Source organism: Devosia sp. CAU 1758, assembly GCF_054482695.1.
In genome coordinates this window covers 101,414-117,811 of the sequence record NZ_JBTLRJ010000004.1, presented here as the reverse complement: position 1 = coordinate 117,811, position 16,398 = coordinate 101,414, and the positions used below count along the sequence as shown (strand labels likewise).

Genomic DNA, 16,398 nt, shown 5'->3' with positions numbered 1-16,398 from the left:
AGCACCCATAATGGATTGGGATCTGGTTCTGGCCTCGGCCCATCATCTGGCCGTCTTCACCTTTGTCGCCTTATTTGCTGCCAAATTCTCGTTGCTGCGGCCAGGCCTCTCCGGCAAGCTGGTCACTCAGCTTGCAAAGCTTGACGCAGCCTATGGTGGGGTCGCGGGACTGGTCATCGTCGTCGGTATTCTCCGGGTCGTATTTGGCGCCACTGGTTATGAATATTACCTCGGCAATCACGCCTTCTGGGGCAAGATGGCGGCATTCCTGGTGATGGGCCTTCTCACCATTCCACCGACCATGGCCTTTCGTCGCTGGGCCAAGGCGGGCGAAGGGCAGGCCGATTATGCGCCACCCGCCAGCGAGATCGCCACGAACCGCCGCTTCCTTCACCTCCAGGCTGGTATATTGCTGCTCATCCCCATCTTCGCCGCCGCCATGGCGCGGGGATATGGAGGGTAACGCTTCTTCACTCCTTCCTCTGGGGAGGTGGGACGATCAACACCCGCATCAGTTGGTGGCTCTTTATGCCTGCCGCCGCACCGGCAAAGGTGACTTCGGCTCGAACAGGCACCATTGGGCAATCGGGCAGCGCCAGCATTCGGGCAGGCGGGCCTTGCAGATATAGCGGCCATGCAGAATCAGCCAGTGATGGGCATGGAGCATGAAGCGCTCCGGCACCTGTCTGGTCAGCGCCTTCTCTACTTCGAGCGGGGTCTTGCCGGGCGCGAGGCCCGTGCGATTGCCGACGCGGAAGAGGTGCGTGTCCACGGCGATCGTCGGTTGCTTGAAGAAGATGTTCAGCACCACATTGGCGGTTTTGCGCCCGACGCCGGGCAGTGCTTCAAGCGCCTCGCGATCCGCGGGCACTTCGCCCCCATGGCGGTCGATGAGCATCTGGGAAAGCGCAAGGACATTTTTCGCCTTGCCGCGATAAAGCCCGATGGTCCTGATTAATTCGGTGATCTGCTCCACCCCCAGGGCCACCATGGCGGCAGGCGAGGGGGCCAGCTCGAACAGGCGTTTGGTGGCCTTGTTGACGCCCACATCGGTGGCCTGGGCCGAGAGCACTACAGCCACGAGCAGGGTGAAGGCATTGCTATAGTCGAGCTCGCCCTTGGGCTCGGGCTCGATCTGGTGAAACCGGGCAAAGATCGCCTCGGCATCCGCCTTGCCAAGCATGTTCACTTTTTTGGCTCTCGGCATTCTCTCGACCCCGAATCTCTGCCAGTATTTCAGGCAAGAGGACGAGCGATGCAAGTCACCACCACCAGCCCGTTATTTGCGGCAACCCTGCGGCCAGAGCGATCCTTCCGCATGGTCGGCGGCTGGATCGGCCTTGTCCTCGCCGCCATTGTCGGTGCGCCCTTCCTCATCGCCATTCCTGAATTTGTCCTGCCCGGCCTCGTGGCCTTTGGGTTGGCAGCCATGGGCCTGACGATCATGGGGCTTCGCCAGGCACGGCGGCGGCGGGTGAGCCAGCAGGTGACCCTCTGGGCCGACCAGCTCGAAATTGCCACCAGCGCGCCAGGCGTCGAAAAATCACTGCTGCGGCTCGATCCCAAGCAGGTACGGTTGCGGCTGGTGCGGGATAGTTTCGAGCGCACCACCGGGGTGTTCCTGCGCCAGGGCGGGCGAGAACTGGAGCTGGGCGAGTTCCTTTCCAATGCCAACAAGTCGAGCTTTGCCAAGGCCTTTGGCGCAGCTCTGCGGAAAGCGCGCCGCAGCGCCTGAGGCGCCTCAATGTCAAATCCGGGTCGCTCCCCCATGCGACCAGCGCTAGAACCATGCCGGATCACACCATGAAAGACCCGGACATGAACCAGCACATGACGCTTGCGCCGGACAGCGACTATGACACCATCCGCGCCGCCATCCGATATCTCAGCGAAAACAGTCCCGACGCTACTGACCTCGGCCGTTTTTCGCGCGCCCTCGGGCTCAGCGAGCGGCAGTTGACCGACCTCTTCCGCCGCTGGTGTGGCCTCAGCCCCAAGAGCTTTGCCCAGGCAGTGGCGCTCGACCACGCCAAGAGCCTGTTGCGCGAGCAGGCAAGTGTGCTCGATACCACCTATGAGGTCGGCCTCTCATCCACTTCGCGGCTGCACGACCTGTTCGTCACCTATGAGGCCATGCCGCCCGGCGTATTCCGTGCCGGCGGCGCAGGCATCGACATGGTCTGGGGCGTGGCGCCCTCACCCTTTGGCCTCGCCGTGGTCACGGCTACCGAATACGGCATTTCCGGGCTTGGCTTTGCCGATGCTCAAACCAGCATCGGGGACGCCTTTGCCGATCTCGCCAATCGCTGGCCCAATGCCCGCTTTTCCCGCGATGACACAAGGGTCGCGCCGCTGGTGTCGCAGGTCTTCACCCCCGGGCGCTGGTCAGCCGACCATCCGGTGCGGGTGGTGCTGATCGGCACCGATTTCGAAGTGAAGGTATGGGAGACGCTGCTGGCCATCCCCTGCGGCAGGGCCACGACCTATGCCAGCGTTGCCAAAAGGATCGGCCGCCCCAGCGCCTCGCGCGCCGTCGGCGCCGCCGTGGGCAAGAACCCGATCAGCTTCGTCGTCCCCTGTCATCGCGTCGTCGGCACCTCGGGCGCGCTCACCGGCTACCATTGGGGTGTGCCCCGCAAGCGGGCGATCCTGGGCTGGGAAGCCGGGGTCATCTCCGTTACGCGCTAGCTCGCCTCGCTCTCGCATGGCTCCATGTCATGCAGGGGGAACTTCAGGCCGCCCCAGGCTTTGCTTCTGTTGTTCATCACCGGGGAGTTCGCATGAGCAACAGCACCAAGTCCCTGCTAATCGGCATCGCCGTCGTTCTGACACTCCTGCTTGCCTGGCAACTATCGGCTATCCTGCTTCTGGCATTTGCCGGGCTGCTGCTTGCAGCCGTGCTTGACGCCATCGTTCGTCCCCTCGATAGCCTGCTGCCGATTCCCCGTCCGCTGCTTGTCGTTGCAGTCGCTCTCGTGATTGCGGGAGCAATTGCTGCGAGCCTCTCACTGGGTGGAGCCAGTTTGTGGCAGGGCATTGACGAGCTGTGGACCATGGTCATGGGACAGGCAGGTGAGCTCTACGACGAATGGGGCGACGAGCTGGACAACACTGTCAGCACCCAACAGGGGACGTCCTTGATGCGCTCGTTGCTGCCGGACCCCACAGGCCTTTTCAGTCAGGCCAGTTCGCTTTTTGGCATCACGCTCGGCGTACTGGGCAATATCGTGATCATCGCTTTCCTGGGCTTGTTCTTCGCCATCGATCCTCATGGCTATCGCGATGGGTTTTTGCGTCTCATCCCGGCTGGCGGGCGTTCCCGACTCAAGGCCGCGCTCGACGCGGCGGGCGACACCCTGCGCGGTTGGCTGATAACTCAATTGGCCGTCATGGTACTGATCGGGGTGCTGGTCTTTACGCTTTTGACACTTCTGGGTTCATCAAATGCGCTCGTGCTCTCCCTGCTGGCGGCAAGCCTCAACTTCATTCCCTATCTGGGACCGATTGTCTCGGCGGTACCGATCCTTCTGGTCCTGGCAGGCCAGGACATGACGGCCCTGTGGATCGGTGCACTTGGCCTTCTGGTGATCCAGAACCTCGAAGGTTATGTCATCACGCCGCTGCTGCAGCAGGGCATCATCAAACTGCCCCCTGCCTGGTCATTGCTTGTCATGGCGGTGATGGGCGCGTTGTTCGGACCCATGGGGGTAGCCCTGGCCACACCATTTTTCGCAGTGGCGCGCACGCTGACGCAGAAGCTCTATATCGAGCCGCGGGAGGGTAGTGCCCGAGGCGAGAGCGGTGAGACACAGGGTTGAGTTTCACGTGAATCCCTGGCGCGGGCAGAGAGCGCCCCGCTCGCCCGCCCGTCTTACAGTGTCAGCCGCTCCACCAGCTTCCCATCCGGGCCGATCTTGTAAGTCGTGGGTTCACCCGTGCCGATTTCGCGGGCGAGGATTTCGTCAGGGGTCAGGCCCTCGATGGCCATCACCAGGGCCCGCAGCGAATTGCCATGGGCGGCGACCAGCACGGTCTTTGCGGTCTTGAGCTGGGGCAGGATTTCAGCTTCATAGTAGGGCAGGGTGCGCGCTGCCGTGTCCTTGAGGCTTTCCCCGCCCGGCGGGGGCACATCGAACGAACGGCGCCAGATATGGACCTGTTCCTCGCCCCATTTTTCACGCGCATCATCCTTGTTGAGACCAGCCAGGTCACCGTAATCGCGCTCGTTGAGAGCGACATTGCGGGTGATGGTGACGTTCTCGATCCCCATCTCCTCCAGCATCAGGTCCAGAGTGTGCTGGGCCCGGCGCAACGCCGATGTGTAGTATAGGTCCGGCACGATGCCGGCGGCCTTCAAGGCTTTGCCGGTGGCGCGGGCTTCCTCGATGCCCTGCTCGGTCAGGTTCGGATTGCGCCAGCCGGTAAAGAGGTTCTTGAGGTTCCATTCGCTCTGGCCATGACGCACCAGGATCAGCGTTCCGCTCATGTTTTTGGTCCCTTGTATCTGTTGTGTTGGTACACCCGCTCGAGGCGAAAGGTCAGTCGTTGAGGCCGAGCACGTCGGCCATGGAATAAAGCCCCGGTGCCTGCCGGGTTGCCCAAAGCGCCGCCCTGACCGCTCCATTGGCATAGATGGTACGGTCCTGCGCCCTGTGGGTCAGCTCGATGCGTTCCGACGGACCGGCCAGGATTACCGAGTGATCGCCGATGACATTGCCGCCGCGCAGCGTCGCGAAGCCGATAGTACCGGTCTCGCGCGGCCCGGTATGGCCGTCGCGCACCCGCACCGAATGATCCTTGAGCGCGATATTGCGGCCGCGCGCTGCTGCATCCCCCAGCATCAGCGCCGTGCCCGATGGGGCATCGACCTTGAGATTGTGATGCATCTCAAGTACTTCGACATCATAGTCGGCCAGCGCCCTCGCTGCCTTTTCCACCAGTACGGTCAGCGCCACCATCCCGGGGGAGAAATTGCCCGACTTGACCACGCGCGCGCCCGCCGCACCCGCCTGGGCAATGGCGGCGTCATCGGCCTCGGAACACCCTGTTGTGCCGATGATATGGACGAGACCCTTTTCGGCTGCCTGCCGCGCCAGGGCGACGCTGGCCGCAGGGGATGTGAAATCCACGATCGCGTCGGCGGCATCAAGCAGGGTGGAGGCGTCGTCGCTGACAATAATACCGAGCGCTTCGAGACCAGCCAGCGTTCCGGCATCCTTGCCGACGGCCGTCGAGCCGGTCCGGCCCAGCGCCCCGACCAGTTGAACGCCGTCATGCGCGGCCACCGCAGCAATATTGGCGGCGCCCATGCGCCCACCGGCGCCGGCAATGATGATGCGCAATCTTTCCATGCCGCTTCTCCTCACAATGCCCCGGCTATAGCAGCGCCCGCGCGCCTCGCCAACACCGCTGCCGGGAACCGATTGGCTGTGCTACGATTCGGCCTAGGAGCGCCGAACCGAAACCTGCTTCGGTTTTGGAGAGCATCCGGCGCCAGGCGGAAAAGCAAGACAGAGACGGACCCCTGCATGACCCTGACCAATGTGCTGGCCGGCATCGCCGTGGAAGACCTCGGCAAATCCCTTGTCTGGTACGAATATCTGTTCGGCCGCACGGCCGATGCGCGCACCATGGTGGATGTGGCCGAATGGAAACTGCCCGGCGGCGGCTGGGTGCATGTGATGACCGACGAGGATCGCGCCGGCGCCAGCGTGGTCATGCTGATCGTCGATGACCTGGCCGATGAACTGGCCCGGCTCGAATTGCATGGGCTGAAGCCCGTCGCCAAGGCCATGGGGGACTTCTTCAAGACCGCCAAGCTGCGCGACCCGGATGGAAACATGATCATCCTCAGTCAGCCACAGCAAGGGACCTACTGACCATCCTACAAGCGCTTCAGCCGCACCTCTTCCACGCGATGGTCCTGGCCTTTTTTTAGTATCAGGTCGGCCCGGCCGCGGGTGGGGAGGACGTTTTCGAGCAGGTTGGGCAGGTTGATGGTCTCCCACACGGTCCGTCCGAAGGCGCCGGCCTCCTCCTCGCTCATTTCCGAAAAGCGGCGGAAGAAGGAGGTGGGATCGCGGAAGGCGGTTTCGCGCAGGCGGAAGAAGCGGGTGAGATACCAATCGCGCAGGTCCTCGACATCGGCGTCAATATAGATCGAGAAATCGATGAAGTCCGAGGCAAACAGGATCGGTGTGCCGGTGCGGGGCAGCTCGCCCGGCTGGAGGATGTTGAGCCCCTCCACGATCAGGATATCGGGGCGGTCGATGATGACCTCCTCGCCCGGCACCACGTCATAGACCAGGTGCGAATAGACGGGCACCGCGACCTTGCCCTTACCCGACTTGATGTCGCCTAGAAAATTGACGAAGCGGGTGCGGTCATAGCTTTCGGGGAAACCCTTGCGCTGCATCAGCCCGCGCTCTTCGAGCACCCTGTTGGGATGGAGGAACCCGTCGGTGGTGACGAGATCAACCTTGGGGCTCGAGGGCCAGCGGCTGAGCAGGGCGCGCAGAATGCGCGACGTGGTCGACTTGCCCACCGCCACCGAACCCGCCACGCCGATGATGAAGGGCACCTTGTCGTCCGGGGTATTGAGGAAGCGCGAGGAGACGCGATGGAGACTCTGGATAGCCTCGACATAATAAGAGAGGAGACGCGAGAGCGGCAGATAGACCTCTTCGGCCTCGGCCAGCGAGATCGGATCGGTAAGCGAGCGCAGCCGATTGATATCCTCGGCATCCAGCGTCATCGGCTGGCCGTTGCGCAGGTCGCTCCACTGCTGCTTGGTAAAACTGCGATAGGGATCGAGAAGCGGTGGACGCCGGGCCATTATTCGCCGTCCTTTCGGGCGGCCTTCTCGGCCAGGCCCGACTGGGCAGTGCGCGTGTCGAGCTCGGCCATGACATCGCCCAGCGGCACCCCGGCAGCCTTGAGCACCACCAGCAGGTGATACAGCACGTCCGCACCTTCCTTGACCAGTTCGGCCCGGTCGCCGGTGACGGCGGCGATCACTGCCTCGGTGGCTTCCTCGCCCAGCTTCTGGGCGGCCTTGTTGACACCCCGGGCAATCAGCTTGGCGGTGTAGCTTTCCTCAGGCGAGGCGGCGGCGCGCTGCGCAATGCGCGCTTCGAGTTCTTCAAGGGTCATGTTGGATAGTTCTCCACCCACTGAACGTCACCCCGGCGAAGGCCGGGGCCCAACTTGAGATCTCAGGATGGATCCCGGCCGGCGCCGGGATGACAGTTTTGTGGCCTTTAACCACGAAAGGGCGCACCCCGTCACCCGCAACCTTTGGCTCACGCCATCCGCATGGCGATGCCGTGCTCGACCATGTAGCGCTTGGCCTCGGGGATCGTAAATGTACCGAAGTGGAAGATGGAGGCCGCCAGCACGGCGCTGGCATGGCCATCGGTGACGCCATCGACCAGATGCTGCAGATTGCCCACGCCGCCTGAGGCGATGACCGGCACTTCAACCGAATCGGCGATGGTGCGGGTCAATGTCAGGTCGAAGCCGGACTTGGTGCCGTCCCGGTCCATCGAGGTCACCAGCAATTCGCCGGCGCCCAATTCAACCATGCGCGCGGCAAATTCCACGGCATCGATTCCGGTCGGTTTGCGCCCGCCATGGGTGTAGATTTCCCATTCGCTACGATTGTCACCGCCCACGCAGGCATCAAGCCGCTGCTTGGCATCGACCGACACGACGATACACTGATTGCCGAACTTGTCGGCGGCGCGGGCGATGAAATCCGGATCGTTCACCGCAGCGGAATTGATGGCCACCTTGTCGGCTCCGGCCAGCAGGAGCTTGCGGATATCCTCGATGCTGCGCACTCCACCGCCGACTGTCACCGGCATGAAGCAGTGCTCGGCCGTGCGCGCCACCACGTCAAAGATCGTGTCGCGGCCCTCGTGGCTTGCCGTGATGTCGAGAAAGGTCAATTCGTCCGCGCCCGCGGCATCATAGGCCATGGCCGCTTCGACCGGATCTCCTGCATCGATCAGATCGACGAAATTGACGCCCTTCACGACGCGGCCGCCGGCAACGTCGAGACAGGGAATGATGCGGGTCTTGAGGCTCACCGGCGGCGTCCTTTCATTCTTTGCGCGTCCTCGCTGCGCTGCGGGCAGCGCGGGCCGGCGACGTCGAGACAGGGGGCGATGCGGGTTTTCAAACTCATGATGTCGCTGCCTTCTGCATCCGTGCCCAGGCGATGCGATGAATGATAAGGATGACGAGCCAGACGATCAGCGCCCCGCCACCCAGCGGCAAGGTCGCCAACGCGAACCAGCCCATGATGAACATGAAAGCCAATAGCCCACCCAGATCCATGCCCAGCACCATGCAGATGTGGGTCGTCGCCTCGTTGAGCGTGCAATTATTGGCTTCGGCAATGGCGATCGACGCTATCACCGAGAGCACCGGCGCAAGGGTGAAGAACAGAATCACGGCCAGCAGCCAGCCATAGAGACGCGCTGGAAATCGGGCTGGCGTACTTACGCTCATGCCGCCCTCAACCGCGCCAGTGCTTCACGTGAATCAATGCGCCCGTCATAGAGCGCCCGGCCGGAAATAGCGCCTTCGAGCACCTGGTAGTCGGGCTGGGTCATGCGCTCGATATCGTCCATCGAGGCCAGCCCGCCCGAGGCGATAACCGGAATGGACGTGGCCCGGGCCAGCTCCAGGGTGGAATCCCAGTTGATCCCCGCCAGCACGCCATCGCGGTCGATATCGGTATAGATGATCGCCGCGACACCTGCGCCCTCGAAGCGCTTGGCCAGTTCGATGATCGAGAGTTCGGAGGTTTCGGCCCAGCCTTCCACCGCAACCATGCCGCCTTTGGCATCGGTGCCGACGGCGACCTGGCCCGGCCACTTTCTAGCAGCTTCCCTGACCAGTGCCGGATCACGCACCGCGACCGTGCCGAGAATGACCCGGGCCAAGCCCTTGTCGAGCCAGCTCTCGATATGGGCGAGGGTGCGGATGCCGCCGCCCAATTGCACAGGAAACGTGACCGTCTTGAGGATGGCTTCCACTGCTGCCCCGTTGACGCTCTCGCCGGCAAAGGCGCCGTTGAGGTCGACGACATGGAGATATTCAAAACCCTGGTCCTCGAAGCTTCTCGCCTGTGCGGCCGGATCGTCATTAAACACGGTCGCCTGGTTCATGTCGCCCAGCTTCAGGCGCACGCACTGACCATCCTTGAGGTCGATGGCGGGGAAGAGGATCATGGCGTCCATCCGAGGAAATTCTCGATCAGCTTCAGGCCCAGTACCTGGCTTTTCTCCGGGTGAAACTGAGTGCCGAAAATATTGTCGCGGCCGACACAGGCGGTCAGCGCCCCGTCATAATCGGTTGTGGCAACCAGATGCGCCGGATCGTCGGTGTTCAAGTGGTAGGAGTGGACGAAATAGGCGTGCAATCCATCCTGTCCATCTGCGATGCCGGCCAATAGCGCATGGGGCTTGAGAACCGAAATGGTGTTCCAGCCCATATGCGGGATCTTCAGGGCCGGATCGGACGGCGTGATCTTTTCGACTGCGCCTGGAATCCAGCCGAGCCCCTGGGTAACCACTTTCTCGCGGCCTTCGCTGGCCAGCAATTGCATGCCGACGCATACGCCGAGGAACGGCACGCCGCCTTTGATGACCCGCTCATCCAGTGCCTCGATCATGCCGGGCACAGAATCCAGCCCTGCCATGCAATCGGCAAAGGCGCCGACGCCGGGCAGCATGATGCGGTCGGACCGGCGCAGGATTTCGGGATCGTGGGTGACGATGATTTCGGGGCCATGGTCCAGGCTCGCGGCGACGCGTTCAAAGGCCTTGGCGGCCGAGCGCAGATTGCCCGCGCCATAGTCGATGATGGCAACAGAACTCACGCTTTGGACTCCAATACGGCAATGCGAGCAAGGTCGGCATCGGCGGCATAGCGATGGCCGGCCGGCCGATAGCCACGGCGCCGCAGTGCCCGGCGGTGCGCGCCCGGCGCGGCAAGGCCGCAGGCGATGGCGAGCAGGATATAAAGCCAGATGGCAGCATCGGCACCGAGATAGGGCTGCGCAACAATGATCGCGGCCAGAGCGACAATGAACAGCACCAGCTGATCCCAGAGGCGATGGATCAGGCCATGCACAGGCGGCAGCAGCGCGGCAAACCAGGAGAATTTTTCCGCTACAGCCTCGGGCAGGGGGGCGCGTCCGGGCTTGGGCATCAGGATGGCGTAGAGGGTCATCGTTTTCTCCAAAACCCCGATGTCATCCCGGCGAAAGCAGGGATCCATCTTGAGATCTCAGGATGGGCCCCGGCTTTCGCCGGGGTGACACCCGTGTTGGCGGTGACTTAGTGCAAAACCGCGCTTCGGGAAAGGGCTACAGCGTGCCCTTGGTGCTCGGTACCCGATCACCGGCACGTGGGTCGATCTCCACCGCTTCGCGCAGGGCCCGCGCCACCGCCTTGAACATCGACTCGGCCAGATGGTGGTTATTGTCGAAATAGAAGTTCTCGATATGGAGGGTGATTCCGGCATTGAGGGCGAAGGCCTGGAAGAACTCGCGGAACAGCTCGGTGTCGATCTCGCCGATCTTGTTCTGCGAAAATTCCGCCTTGAATACGAGGAAGGCGCGGCCGGACAGATCCAGCGCCGCCCGGGTCAGCGTGCCGTCCATGGGCAGGTCGCAGCTGGCATAGCGGCGGATGCCCTTCTTGTCGCCCAGGGCCTCCCGGATCGCCTGGCCAAGCGCAATGCCCACGTCTTCCACGCTGTGGTGGAAGTCGATGTGCAGGTCCCCCTTGCAGGTCACATCCATGTCGATCAGCGAGTGTCGCGAAAGCTGGTCCAGCATATGGTCGAAAAAGCCGATGCCAGTCTTCATGGCATGCGTGCCGGTGCCGTCGAGATTGATGGAGAGCGAAATCTCGGTCTCGTTAGTCTTGCGGGCAATTTTGGCGGTGCGCATGGGCTGTCTCCGGCGTTCGTCGGGTGATTAGCACTTACGCACAGACCTATAAAGAGAGCGTTGCACCGCCGCGCATTCTGTACATTTCGATGTCGTCTGCGTGAGCATTTTGCCGCACTATGGCCCTTGAGAATTTCATGGGGGCAGAAATGAAGGTCATCGAGCAGGACGAGTGGAGCAGCGCACCGGGCCTATGGAACGGTATCTGGGAGGGCGGACCGCATGGCGCACCGATCACCGTGATCTTCCACACGAGCGAAGGGTATGGGCATGGACCGAAGCTGCATACCCACCCCTATTCGGAGACCTTCATCATCCAGACGGGCCGCGCCCTGTTTTTCATTGGTGACGAGGAGGTGGAGGCCAGCGCCGGGCAAATTCTCATCTGTCCAGCTGCGGTGCCCCACAAATATACCAATCTGGGCCCGGGGCTGCTCGAAGCGGTCAATATCCACGCCAATGGCACGAGTGTGATCGACTGGCTCGAATAGGCCAGCGACTATGGCGTGTTGCAATCGTCCTTCTGCGTCCTAAATAGTACTCAACAGTTCGGAGTACCTCCCCCAATGAGTGAACACACAAATCCCGGCTGGCACGGGACGACCATCGTTTCGGTCCGCAAGGGCAACAAGGTGGTGGTTGCCGGCGATGGCCAGGTTTCCATGGGCCAGACGGTGATGAAGCATGGCGCCAAGAAAGTCAGGCGCCTCGCCAATGGCAAGGTCATCGGCGGCTTTGCCGGGTCGACCGCCGATGCCTTCACCCTGTTCGAGCGGCTCGAGGCCAAGCTCGAGCAATATCCTGACCAGCTGATGCGCGCCGCCGTGGAACTGGCCAAGGACTGGCGCACCGACCGCTACTTGCGCAAGCTTGAGGCCATGATGATCGTGGCTGACAAGACCGATACGCTGGTGCTCACCGGCACCGGCGACGTGCTGACGCCCGACCACGGCGTCATCGCCATTGGCTCTGGCGGCAATTATGCCCATTCGGCAGCGCTGGCGCTGCATCAGGCCACTGAGCTTGATGCCGAGGATATTGCCCGCCGCGCCATGAAGATTGCCGAGGAAATCTGCGTCTATACCAATGGCAATGTGACGCTCGAATCCATCGAGCTTGGCCAGTGAGCCACGCGATCCGGCGGCTGACGCCCGACGATGCTGCGGCCTATCGGGCCATCCGCCACGAGGCGTTGGCCAACCATCCCGAGGCCTTTGTCTCGACCGCCGAAAGCTTTGCGCAGAAGTCCGATGCCGACATCGTCCGGACACTCGAGGTGCTCAGCATCTTCGGGGCGGTCCTGCCGGACGGCTCGCTGGGGGGCATCAACGCGTTTTTGCGCAATGATGGCGCCAAGGAGCGGCACCGGGGCTGGATGATCCAGGTCTATGTGCGGCACGAGCATCGCGGCACGGGCATGGGAGCGGCACTGGTCGAGCATCTGCTCGATCATGCCAGGCACCATGTGGTGCAGGTGCATCTGGGCGTCTGGACGGAAAACCTGCCGGCGATAAGGCTCTATCAACGGCTCGGGTTCGAAACCTACGGCACCGAGCCACGCTATCTCTTCGTGAATGGTCGATATATCGACGAACACCTGATGGTGCGTTTCCTGGATCGTGATCCGGTCCAACAGCAAGGCACCGATCGAAAGTGACCAAAAATGAGTGAAACCAATTTTTCCCCGCGCGAGATCGTTTCCGAACTCGACCGCCATATCGTGGGCCAGGCCGATGCCAAGCGCGCCGTCGCCGTGGCGCTGCGCAATCGCTGGCGCCGGCAGCAATTGCCGCCCGAACTGCGGCGCGAGGTGACCCCAAAAAACATCCTGATGATCGGGCCCACCGGCGTCGGCAAGACCGAAATTTCCCGGCGGCTGGCCCGGCTGGCGCAGGCGCCCTTCGTCAAGGTGGAAGCCACCAAGTTCACCGAGGTCGGCTATGTCGGCCGCGATGTCGAGCAGATCGTACGTGACCTGGTAGAGGCCGGCATCACGGTCCTCCGCGACAAGCGCCGCCGCGATGTCGAGGCCCAGGCTCATCATAATGCCGAGGAAAGGGTGCTCGACGCCCTTGTGGGCACCTCGGCCACGCCCTCGACCCGCGAAAGCTTCCGGGCCAAGCTGCGCAAGAACGAGCTCGACGACAAGGAAATCGAGATCGAGATGCAGCCCTCGCCCGGCGCTGGCGGGTTCGAAATTCCTGGCATGCCCAATGGCGGCATCGGCATGATCAACCTTTCCGACATGTTCAAGCAGGCCATGGGGGGGCGCGGCGTCAAGCGCAAGACCAAGGTCAAGGATGCCTATGAACCGCTGATTGCCGAGGAAGCCGACAAGCTGCTCGACCAGGACCAGTTGAAGGCAGAAGCCATCGAGCTGGTGGAGAACCACGGCATCGTCTTTATCGACGAGATCGACAAGGTGGCCCATCGTGAAGGCGGCGCGCAGGGCGGCCCGTCACGCGAAGGCGTGCAGCGGGATTTGCTGCCGCTGATCGAAGGCACCACTGTGGCCACCAAATATGGACCGGTGCAGACCGACCATATCCTCTTCATCGCCTCGGGCGCCTTCCATGTGTCCAAGCCCAGCGACCTGCTCCCCGAATTGCAGGGCCGCCTGCCAATTCGGGTGGAATTGAAAGCCCTCACCCGCGAGGACTTCATCGGCATCCTGAGCGACACCGAGGCGAGCCTGATCAAGCAATATGTGGCGCTGATGGGTACGGAAGGACTGACCCTGACCATCACCCCGGACGCCATAGAGGCGATTGCCGACGCGGCGGTTCTGGTCAATTCCTCGGTCGAGAATATCGGCGCGCGGCGCTTGCAGACGGTGATGGAGCGGCTGGTCGAGGAAATTTCCTTCGACGCCCCTGACCGTAATGGCCAGACCATCAATATCGACGCTGCCTTCGTGCGGGACAAGGTGGGCCTGCTCGCAGGAGATACGGACCTCAGCAAGTTCGTGCTGTAGCCTCAAGAACAACGCGGCGAACGTGATGCGACTCCTCCCCCGCGAGGGGGAGCGAGCACGATCGAGGCTACCGCCGCTTTCCCGCTCGCTTGACCAGTTCATCGCGCAAAAACTTCAGGTCCTCGGGCTCCAGCCGGGCGATGTCATCGCGCAGCCTATTGGCCAATTCTGTGGCTTCAGGCACCAGGCCCCCGGTTTCGATGGTCGCCTTGGGGTCCGAAATCTCGGCCAGGCGCTGGAGTTCCTCAGCCTCGTCCCAGATGACATTGAAATAAGAGATGATGCGGTGGAGCAGGAAACTGGTCGGCTGGCCGCGCCTTCCATGCTCGAGCGCCGAGAGATAGGCGCTCGACACATTGAGGGCCGCCGCCATTTCCTTCAATGAAATGCCGCGGGCATCGCGCATGGCTCGCAATCTGGCGCCGAGGGGGGTCATTGGCGCCTCAGGCGCACATACCACGCCCCCTCGCCACCATGGCTGCGCGCAGCCAGGCTCCAGCCGGACACGAGATGGGACAGCCCCGGTTCGGAGAGCCAGATCGGCAGCATGGTGCGCAATATGCCCCGCTCGGTCATGGCCGCGATATAATCATTGTCGGTGCGGACACCCTTGCCGGTAATGACCAGGATGGTGCGATCCCCGCGCGCTGCACGGGCGCCGATATAGCGCCTCAGGGTTTCGCGCGCCTCTGTCTGGGTCATGCCGTGCAGGTCGATCTTGCCGTCGATGTCGATATGGCCGCGCCGCACCTTCTTGTGGATCGCCGGATCGACCGACCTGTCTGCGACCCCGGCGCGCGCGCTGGTGGGCGCCTGATAGGGCGGCAGGAACGGGCGGCCTGGCTTGAGCGGCTTGGGTGGCGCCTTGACCACAGGCTCCGGATCACCTTCGGGCTGTGGCAGCGTGCCTGAGCCCAGCCGCATCAACCCCTTGCGCCGCAGGGGCTCGACGGTGGCCGCGACGCTGGTCCACAGGTGGAAGTCGTGCGGCAGGCGTTTGGAGCCACGCTTGGACATATACCGGCCCGCCGCAGAGGATCAATCAAGCTGGCTTGTGGCCACGACCTTCCAGTTGGGATCGCGCGACTTGGGATTGCGCGAGAAGGTCCATTCATCGGCAATGGTCTGCACCTGATCGGCATTGCCTTCAACCAGATTGCCATCCTTGTCGCGGGTGGCCGAAACCACTTCGGCATGGAAGTCGACCGTGACGTTGACGTCCTTCTTGTCATATTCGGCGTCGACGATGGACACCTTCGGCAGGCCGACAAAGGTGAAGTCGACCGTCCTGCCATCGGCTTCGCGTTCCGTGATGGCGCGCTGGAAACTTTCATAGATGGGCTTGTCGAGCAGGTTCTTGAGTGTCTGGCGGTCGCCCTGCGCAAAGGCGGTGACGATCATCTCATAGGCCTGCTTGGCGCCTTCGAGGAACCCCTTTGGCGCAAAGCCCGGATCGACCTCGGCAACGGTCTTGAGGCCTGCCGCGAGATCGGCATTGCCGGCGGCAAACTGTTCGATCTCGGCCTCGAGCTTGCGCGCCCGGCGCTCATCGTCCAGGTCCGGCTGGGCCGCCCTGGGGCGCAGCGGCACCACGGTTTCCTCATTGGCCGCGGTGTTCTTTTCGGTGGGGGTCGAGCGGGAGCGGTCGATGGGCGGCCGCTCATTGCCGGTGCGCGTGCCCAGAACGGAGCGCAGCCGGAACAGTACGAAGACGGCAACGGCGATGGCGATAAGCGTCGGAAGATCGAGGAAGTCGTCCATAAAAAGGCACCTTGCGCGGTCGGCGTCGACAAAAACTGACGGAGGGCGCTCGTTCTGCGCCACGGCTCGCCTATATATAGGCAAAGCTTTAGCCCGAAACCAGTTCACGATGGGGGGAGTTGCGTTTTTGCCGCGCCGCACCGCCACCAAAAGACGAGGAACAGAGATTGGCCCGCCTTATTGCCCTGAGTTTTCTGCTTCTGCCCCTGGTCGAGATCGCCCTGTTCATCGTGGTAGGGCGCGCCATTGGCCTCTTCCCGACCCTGGGCTTGATCATCCTGGCGGCCATTGCTGGCGGCCTCTTGCTGCGCCAGCAGGGCATGGGGGTGATTTCTCGGCTGCGCAACAATGTCAGCGCCGGGACTATTCCGGGCCGGACAATGTTCGATGCCATGCTGATCGGCGTGGCTGCGGTGCTACTGGTGCTGCCCGGTTTTCTCAGCGACATCCTGGCGCTGGCCCTCCTCATCCCACCCTTGCGTGCCCGGCTGTTCTCGGCACTGGCGGGCCGGGTACGCGTGGTTGAAACCACCACCAGCTATCGCCGCCACGGTGAACCCGCCAGTCCCCATGACGCCGAAATCCGGGCCATCGATCTTAAAGACGATGATTGGCGGGACGGCCGCGAATAGGCGCATTGGCTTGTTCGTGCCATCCAAAAGTGTTAGCCACACCGCCGGAATTGCTTGTTTTTTGA

At 62.6% G+C, this 16,398-nt stretch carries 24 protein-coding genes; 10 read left to right on the top strand and 14 right to left on the bottom strand.

Features of this window, described 5'->3' with window-relative positions:
- The first annotated feature begins 10 nt into the window (after positions 1-10).
- Positions 11-463, top strand: coding sequence for a DUF2214 family protein (locus tag ACXYMS_RS14025; protein WP_458907245.1), 453 nt, complete (start codon positions 11-13; stop codon positions 461-463).
- Positions 464-526: 63 nt separating this feature from the next.
- Here the strand turns inward: ACXYMS_RS14025 and nth are convergent, their stop codons facing one another.
- Positions 527-1,207: an endonuclease III gene (nth, locus tag ACXYMS_RS14020; protein ID WP_458907243.1), complete on the bottom strand. Its 681-nt coding sequence runs from the start codon at positions 1,205-1,207 to the stop codon at positions 527-529.
- Between the two features lie 48 nt (positions 1,208-1,255).
- Here nth and ACXYMS_RS14015 point away from each other — a divergent pair, with 48 nt between their 5' ends.
- From ACXYMS_RS14015 to ACXYMS_RS14005, 3 genes are all read left to right on the top strand, one after another.
- Entirely contained in the window at positions 1,256-1,735 is a 480-nt protein-coding gene (locus ACXYMS_RS14015) for a DUF2244 domain-containing protein (RefSeq protein ID WP_458907242.1), read from the top strand.
- Positions 1,736-1,803: 68 nt separating this feature from the next.
- Positions 1,804-2,688: a methylated-DNA--[protein]-cysteine S-methyltransferase gene (locus tag ACXYMS_RS14010; protein WP_458907240.1), complete on the top strand. Its 885-nt coding sequence runs from the start codon at positions 1,804-1,806 to the stop codon at positions 2,686-2,688.
- Positions 2,689-2,780: 92 nt separating this feature from the next.
- Complete coding sequence (locus ACXYMS_RS14005; RefSeq protein ID WP_458907239.1) at positions 2,781-3,818, top strand: AI-2E family transporter; 1,038 nt, start codon at positions 2,781-2,783, stop codon at positions 3,816-3,818.
- A 53-nt stretch (positions 3,819-3,871) separates the two neighbouring features.
- Here the strand turns inward: ACXYMS_RS14005 and ACXYMS_RS14000 are convergent, their stop codons facing one another.
- A complete protein-coding gene (locus ACXYMS_RS14000) occupies positions 3,872-4,486 on the bottom strand; it encodes a 2,3-bisphosphoglycerate-dependent phosphoglycerate mutase (RefSeq protein ID WP_458907237.1) in 615 nt (204 codons plus the stop codon).
- A 52-nt stretch (positions 4,487-4,538) separates the two neighbouring features.
- Positions 4,539-5,351 (bottom strand): 4-hydroxy-tetrahydrodipicolinate reductase, encoded by an 813-nt coding sequence (dapB, locus tag ACXYMS_RS13995; protein WP_458907235.1) that lies wholly within the window; start codon positions 5,349-5,351, stop codon positions 4,539-4,541.
- A 177-nt stretch (positions 5,352-5,528) separates the two neighbouring features.
- On the opposite strand from dapB, the gene ACXYMS_RS13990 reads away from it, so the two are divergent.
- Complete coding sequence (locus ACXYMS_RS13990; protein ID WP_458907233.1) at positions 5,529-5,879, top strand: VOC family protein; 351 nt, start codon at positions 5,529-5,531, stop codon at positions 5,877-5,879.
- 5 nt (positions 5,880-5,884) lie between these two features.
- Here ACXYMS_RS13990 and coaA read toward each other — a convergent pair whose 3' ends face one another.
- The 8 genes from coaA to hisB all read right to left on the bottom strand — a co-directional run bounded on the left by coaA (position 5,885) and on the right by hisB (position 10,966).
- Positions 5,885-6,835: a type I pantothenate kinase gene (gene coaA, locus ACXYMS_RS13985; RefSeq protein ID WP_458907231.1), complete on the bottom strand. Its 951-nt coding sequence runs from the start codon at positions 6,833-6,835 to the stop codon at positions 5,885-5,887.
- Positions 6,835-7,152 carry a phosphoribosyl-ATP diphosphatase gene (locus ACXYMS_RS13980; RefSeq protein WP_458907230.1) on the bottom strand — a complete coding sequence of 106 codons (318 nt, stop codon included), beginning with the start codon at positions 7,150-7,152 and terminating at the stop codon, positions 6,835-6,837. The genes coaA and ACXYMS_RS13980 overlap by 1 nt, the downstream gene beginning before the upstream one ends.
- Positions 7,153-7,301: 149 nt before the next feature.
- Positions 7,302-8,090: an imidazole glycerol phosphate synthase subunit HisF gene (gene hisF, locus ACXYMS_RS13975; protein ID WP_458907228.1), complete on the bottom strand. Its 789-nt coding sequence runs from the start codon at positions 8,088-8,090 to the stop codon at positions 7,302-7,304.
- 94 nt (positions 8,091-8,184) lie between these two features.
- Positions 8,185-8,514 (bottom strand): hypothetical protein, encoded by a 330-nt coding sequence (locus tag ACXYMS_RS13970; RefSeq protein WP_458907226.1) that lies wholly within the window; start codon positions 8,512-8,514, stop codon positions 8,185-8,187.
- Positions 8,511-9,239, bottom strand: coding sequence for a 1-(5-phosphoribosyl)-5-[(5-phosphoribosylamino)methylideneamino]imidazole-4-carboxamide isomerase (gene hisA, locus ACXYMS_RS13965; RefSeq protein WP_458907224.1), 729 nt, complete (start codon positions 9,237-9,239; stop codon positions 8,511-8,513). Before hisA ends, ACXYMS_RS13970 begins: the two co-directional genes overlap by 4 nt.
- On the bottom strand, positions 9,236-9,889 hold the full coding sequence (hisH, locus tag ACXYMS_RS13960; protein WP_458907222.1) for an imidazole glycerol phosphate synthase subunit HisH: 654 nt from the start codon (positions 9,887-9,889) through the stop codon (positions 9,236-9,238). The genes hisA and hisH overlap by 4 nt, the downstream gene beginning before the upstream one ends.
- Entirely contained in the window at positions 9,886-10,242 is a 357-nt protein-coding gene (locus ACXYMS_RS13955; RefSeq protein ID WP_458907220.1) for a DUF2628 domain-containing protein, read from the bottom strand. Before ACXYMS_RS13955 ends, hisH begins: the two co-directional genes overlap by 4 nt.
- 136 nt (positions 10,243-10,378) lie before the next feature.
- A complete protein-coding gene (gene hisB, locus ACXYMS_RS13950) occupies positions 10,379-10,966 on the bottom strand; it encodes an imidazoleglycerol-phosphate dehydratase HisB (RefSeq protein WP_458907218.1) in 588 nt (195 codons plus the stop codon).
- A 137-nt stretch (positions 10,967-11,103) separates the two neighbouring features.
- Between hisB and ACXYMS_RS13945 the strand changes: the two genes are divergently transcribed.
- The 4 genes from ACXYMS_RS13945 to hslU all read left to right on the top strand — a co-directional run bounded on the left by ACXYMS_RS13945 (position 11,104) and on the right by hslU (position 13,940).
- Positions 11,104-11,457 (top strand): cupin domain-containing protein, encoded by a 354-nt coding sequence (locus ACXYMS_RS13945; RefSeq protein ID WP_458907217.1) that lies wholly within the window; start codon positions 11,104-11,106, stop codon positions 11,455-11,457.
- A gap of 75 nt (positions 11,458-11,532) precedes the next feature.
- The gene (gene hslV / locus ACXYMS_RS13940; RefSeq protein WP_458907215.1) at positions 11,533-12,093 is read left to right on the top strand and encodes an ATP-dependent protease subunit HslV; all 561 of its coding nucleotides are present in this window, start codon (positions 11,533-11,535) and stop codon (positions 12,091-12,093) included.
- Positions 12,090-12,623: a GNAT family N-acetyltransferase gene (locus ACXYMS_RS13935; protein ID WP_458907214.1), complete on the top strand. Its 534-nt coding sequence runs from the start codon at positions 12,090-12,092 to the stop codon at positions 12,621-12,623. The genes hslV and ACXYMS_RS13935 overlap by 4 nt, the downstream gene beginning before the upstream one ends.
- 6 nt (positions 12,624-12,629) lie before the next feature.
- Positions 12,630-13,940 carry an ATP-dependent protease ATPase subunit HslU gene (gene hslU, locus ACXYMS_RS13930; RefSeq protein WP_458907212.1) on the top strand — a complete coding sequence of 437 codons (1,311 nt, stop codon included), beginning with the start codon at positions 12,630-12,632 and terminating at the stop codon, positions 13,938-13,940.
- 67 nt (positions 13,941-14,007) lie between these two features.
- On the opposite strand, the gene ACXYMS_RS13925 is transcribed toward hslU, so the two are convergent.
- The 3 genes from ACXYMS_RS13925 to ACXYMS_RS13915 are packed head-to-tail and all read right to left on the bottom strand — an operon-like array spanning position 14,008 to position 15,701.
- Entirely contained in the window at positions 14,008-14,376 is a 369-nt protein-coding gene (locus tag ACXYMS_RS13925) for a helix-turn-helix domain-containing protein (protein WP_458907210.1), read from the bottom strand.
- Positions 14,373-14,957 (bottom strand): Smr/MutS family protein, encoded by a 585-nt coding sequence (locus ACXYMS_RS13920; RefSeq protein WP_458907208.1) that lies wholly within the window; start codon positions 14,955-14,957, stop codon positions 14,373-14,375. Before ACXYMS_RS13920 ends, ACXYMS_RS13925 begins: the two co-directional genes overlap by 4 nt.
- Before the next feature lie 21 nt (positions 14,958-14,978).
- On the bottom strand, positions 14,979-15,701 hold the full coding sequence (locus tag ACXYMS_RS13915; protein ID WP_458907207.1) for a Tim44/TimA family putative adaptor protein: 723 nt from the start codon (positions 15,699-15,701) through the stop codon (positions 14,979-14,981).
- Positions 15,702-15,868: 167 nt separating this feature from the next.
- Between ACXYMS_RS13915 and ACXYMS_RS13910 the strand changes: the two genes are divergently transcribed.
- A complete protein-coding gene (locus ACXYMS_RS13910; RefSeq protein WP_458907205.1) occupies positions 15,869-16,333 on the top strand; it encodes an FxsA family protein in 465 nt (154 codons plus the stop codon).
- Positions 16,334-16,398: the final 65 nt, after the last annotated feature.

Excerpts from the sequence above, each read along its gene's own strand:
- ACXYMS_RS14025 (WP_458907245.1), top strand. The coding sequence starts at position 11 with ATGGATTGGGATCTGGTTCTGGCCTCGGCCCATCATCTGGCCGTCTTC.
- nth (WP_458907243.1), bottom strand. The coding sequence starts at position 1,207 with ATGCCGAGAGCCAAAAAAGTGAACATGCTTGGCAAGGCGGATGCCGAG.
- ACXYMS_RS14015 (WP_458907242.1), top strand. The coding sequence starts at position 1,256 with ATGCAAGTCACCACCACCAGCCCGTTATTTGCGGCAACCCTGCGGCCA.
- ACXYMS_RS14010 (WP_458907240.1), top strand. The coding sequence starts at position 1,804 with ATGAAAGACCCGGACATGAACCAGCACATGACGCTTGCGCCGGACAGC.
- ACXYMS_RS14005 (WP_458907239.1), top strand. The coding sequence starts at position 2,781 with ATGAGCAACAGCACCAAGTCCCTGCTAATCGGCATCGCCGTCGTTCTG.
- ACXYMS_RS14000 (WP_458907237.1), bottom strand. The coding sequence starts at position 4,486 with ATGAGCGGAACGCTGATCCTGGTGCGTCATGGCCAGAGCGAATGGAAC.
- dapB (WP_458907235.1), bottom strand. The coding sequence starts at position 5,351 with ATGGAAAGATTGCGCATCATCATTGCCGGCGCCGGTGGGCGCATGGGC.
- ACXYMS_RS13990 (WP_458907233.1), top strand. The coding sequence starts at position 5,529 with ATGACCCTGACCAATGTGCTGGCCGGCATCGCCGTGGAAGACCTCGGC.
- coaA (WP_458907231.1), bottom strand. The coding sequence starts at position 6,835 with ATGGCCCGGCGTCCACCGCTTCTCGATCCCTATCGCAGTTTTACCAAG.
- ACXYMS_RS13980 (WP_458907230.1), bottom strand. The coding sequence starts at position 7,152 with ATGACCCTTGAAGAACTCGAAGCGCGCATTGCGCAGCGCGCCGCCGCC.
- ACXYMS_RS13970 (WP_458907226.1), bottom strand. The coding sequence starts at position 8,514 with ATGAGCGTAAGTACGCCAGCCCGATTTCCAGCGCGTCTCTATGGCTGG.
- hisA (WP_458907224.1), bottom strand. The coding sequence starts at position 9,239 with ATGATCCTCTTCCCCGCCATCGACCTCAAGGATGGTCAGTGCGTGCGC.
- ACXYMS_RS13955 (WP_458907220.1), bottom strand. The coding sequence starts at position 10,242 with ATGACCCTCTACGCCATCCTGATGCCCAAGCCCGGACGCGCCCCCCTG.
- hisB (WP_458907218.1), bottom strand. The coding sequence starts at position 10,966 with ATGCGCACCGCCAAAATTGCCCGCAAGACTAACGAGACCGAGATTTCG.
- ACXYMS_RS13945 (WP_458907217.1), top strand. The coding sequence starts at position 11,104 with ATGGGGGCAGAAATGAAGGTCATCGAGCAGGACGAGTGGAGCAGCGCA.
- hslV (WP_458907215.1), top strand. The coding sequence starts at position 11,533 with ATGAGTGAACACACAAATCCCGGCTGGCACGGGACGACCATCGTTTCG.
- hslU (WP_458907212.1), top strand. The coding sequence starts at position 12,630 with ATGAGTGAAACCAATTTTTCCCCGCGCGAGATCGTTTCCGAACTCGAC.
- ACXYMS_RS13925 (WP_458907210.1), bottom strand. The coding sequence starts at position 14,376 with ATGACCCCCCTCGGCGCCAGATTGCGAGCCATGCGCGATGCCCGCGGC.
- ACXYMS_RS13920 (WP_458907208.1), bottom strand. The coding sequence starts at position 14,957 with ATGTCCAAGCGTGGCTCCAAACGCCTGCCGCACGACTTCCACCTGTGG.
- ACXYMS_RS13915 (WP_458907207.1), bottom strand. The coding sequence starts at position 15,701 with ATGGACGACTTCCTCGATCTTCCGACGCTTATCGCCATCGCCGTTGCC.